The sequence below is a fragment of the Actinomycetota bacterium genome, from assembly GCA_009923495.1.
Taxonomy (GTDB): Bacteria; Actinomycetota; Actinomycetes; order S36-B12; family UBA5976; genus UBA5976.
Window position 1 is genome coordinate 1 of record RFTJ01000039.1, and the last position, 2,340, is coordinate 2,340.

Consider the following 2,340-nt stretch of genomic DNA (forward strand, 5'->3'; position numbering starts at 1 on the left):
GATTATCGTAGGCTCACCGACTACCTAAGTAGCACTTACTCACAAATATAGCCACCGTACAAGTGTAGCAAGTAATCCTGTGCATTGTGTAAAACTTGTCTGCGGATGTACTTTATTTCAGGCATGGCAATCATGTCCTGCTCGTAGCTCCGTTTGTTCTTGATGAGGGTGGAATGGGTTCGCTTGATAACCACCCCGATTTCGTGGTATTTGAATAGGAAGTCGTTGTAGGCAATGTCGGTGACGATGTTGCGGGCGAGGACATTCTCTCGTTTGCGATTCGCCGAGCAGATAGCACTTGGCGTGGTGTTGAAGATTTTGGCTACTTCCTGCACCATGTGGTGAATTACGCTGGTGGTCATGGCTTCGGGGGGGTTGGGTACATCCAATGAGTAACTTCATGCACCCACCATACATCGCCGTGGATATTGGTGAATGTTGGTGTCGGGTTATCCCTAAGCCATGCCACGGCGTAGTTGCCATCGAGCAGGGCGATAAACACCTCCTCCATGAAGTCGGGCATGGTTTGCGGGGTTATGCGTGTCCATTCCATGGCTTATGCTTTTTTAGCGTTGAGGATATGGCCAAGCAGTACCCAGTTCACACGCCATGGGCTGATGGTTTCGGCATGGTCGGGGCGGGTGCAGTTGACGCACTCCTTGCGGATGTGCAGTTGCCAGCGGCGGAAATCGGTGGGGGTTGGTTTCATGGGTTTAGGATTTGATTTACTTTCTGAATGATTAACTCACCAATGTACTTGCGGCAGATGTCAGCGGTTTCCTGTTGATTGAAGGCATAGGCGGCATAGGCGGCGGCATAGGCATCGGAGGCGGCATAGGCATCGGCGGCATAGGCAGAGGAATTGGCGGCAGAGGCGGCATGGTCGGCATGGGCGGCAGAGGCATAGGCAGTGGTAGCGGCAGAGGCAGCGACAGCAGCGTCATAGGCAGCGTTAGCGGCAGAGTAGGCAGCGGCAGCGTAATAGGCAGCGGTAGCGGCATCGGCGGCGGCGGTATCCAATTCCTCTCTCGTAGCCTTTCCCTCGCCAAACGCAATAGCTACGTCCACGGCTTTCAAGCTGCGTTCATCGGTCATCAAGTGCCGCACTGTGTTGGCGCAATGCCCCTTGGCAAGGGTCAGCGGTTGCAACTCAACGCCGCATTTTTTCGCCAACCACAGCAACCAATCGCCACGATGACACTCGGCTACAACTTGCTCGATGGGTTTGTCGCCTGCCCACTCAACGGCAGGCTGGCAGGCATTAAGGGATTTGAGGTACTCTTTGAAGGTTTTCATGGGTTAGGGGTTTAGTAATGCGAAGTTATACACAAATTAGGAACATTCATCCAACATCCGTTGGAAATCATCAACGCTTCGGATGACTACGTACTTGTAGTCAACTGCCTCCACGACCCCCTGCCACCACTTTTGGGAGAGGGATTGCTTACCCTTTGGGGTTTTAAACTCAAGAAACACCGCACCCTTGGGGGATAGGTAGGTCATGTCGGCAACGCCAGCCGTCAGGCCAATGTTTTTAAGGAAGTAACCGTTGGAACGGCTTCGGGGGTTGTTGTGGTTCAGGAATAGCAAACCTTGCTCGTTTGGGCGTAGCATGGCGAATAGCTTTACGCAGGCGGCTTGGAGGTTGTATTCTTCCATATTAAAAAAGGCTTTGCTGGTTGTCTTTTGACTTAATCACCACGCCCATTGCTACACTAAAAATAGTTTTTCCTGCTTCATAGTCCACAAGATTGCGGGCCATTTTATCAATCCTTTGAGAGCCATTGTATTGATAAAAGTCATAATCGTGAAATTCGCACCATCGTTTTACCTCATCATTGCCCTCCATGATACTAACCTTTCGTTCTTGTAAATCATTTGGTAAATTAAAATTAGTCCAATACAAGTGCCTTCCCCTTTTTTTTCCTGCTATCAATGGTTCATAAAATGGAACCACATTCTCAACGCAGTATTTTCCATCAAAATAATTGTCAAGAAATACAACCTCTTCATAAAGTTTAAAGTCTGGGTATATGGCCGTTGTTGTCGACTTTCTCGCAAATCTTGCTTTTGAGTGGCTCGGACAAGGAGGAGAACTCCAAATAAAATCAAATTCCTTGTAATGGTCAAGAAGATATTGGTGGGCATCAGCAACAACAACTTTATCATTTGGGAATCTTTCTTGATAAAGCCTTGCCGCTTCGGGGTCAAGTTCAACCGCCGTGACCTCAATATCCGCAACCTCATCCCATTTGTAACGATTGCCTCCTAAACAGGCGTAAAGATTTAGAACTTTAATCTTATTCATAGCGTATGGTTTGGAAATTCATTGGCTTTGGT

At 48.7% G+C, this 2,340-nt stretch carries 5 protein-coding genes; 2 read left to right on the plus strand and 3 right to left on the minus strand.

Annotated features, from left to right (window positions below; all coding sequences use genetic code 11):
• Window positions 1-35 precede the first annotated feature (35 nt).
• Window positions 36-362, minus strand: coding sequence for a hypothetical protein (locus tag EBS36_07255; GenBank protein NBU32944.1), 327 nt, complete (start codon window positions 360-362; stop codon window positions 36-38).
• Window positions 363-400: 38 nt separating this feature from the next.
• On the opposite strand from EBS36_07255, the gene EBS36_07260 reads away from it, so the two are divergent.
• Together EBS36_07260 and EBS36_07265 are read left to right on the plus strand one after the other, a co-directional pair.
• A complete protein-coding gene (locus EBS36_07260; protein ID NBU32945.1) occupies window positions 401-724 on the plus strand; it encodes a hypothetical protein in 324 nt (107 codons plus the stop codon).
• 59 nt (window positions 725-783) lie between these two features.
• Complete coding sequence (locus EBS36_07265) at window positions 784-1,311, plus strand: hypothetical protein (GenBank protein ID NBU32946.1); 528 nt, start codon at window positions 784-786, stop codon at window positions 1,309-1,311.
• A gap of 21 nt (window positions 1,312-1,332) precedes the next feature.
• Here EBS36_07265 and EBS36_07270 read toward each other — a convergent pair whose 3' ends face one another.
• Both EBS36_07270 and EBS36_07275 read right to left on the minus strand, forming a co-directional pair.
• Window positions 1,333-1,659, minus strand: coding sequence for a VRR-NUC domain-containing protein (locus EBS36_07270; protein NBU32947.1), 327 nt, complete (start codon window positions 1,657-1,659; stop codon window positions 1,333-1,335).
• 1 nt (window position 1,660) lies between these two features.
• Complete coding sequence (locus EBS36_07275) at window positions 1,661-2,308, minus strand: DNA cytosine methyltransferase (protein NBU32948.1); 648 nt, start codon at window positions 2,306-2,308, stop codon at window positions 1,661-1,663.
• Between the last annotated feature and the right edge of the window lie 32 nt (window positions 2,309-2,340).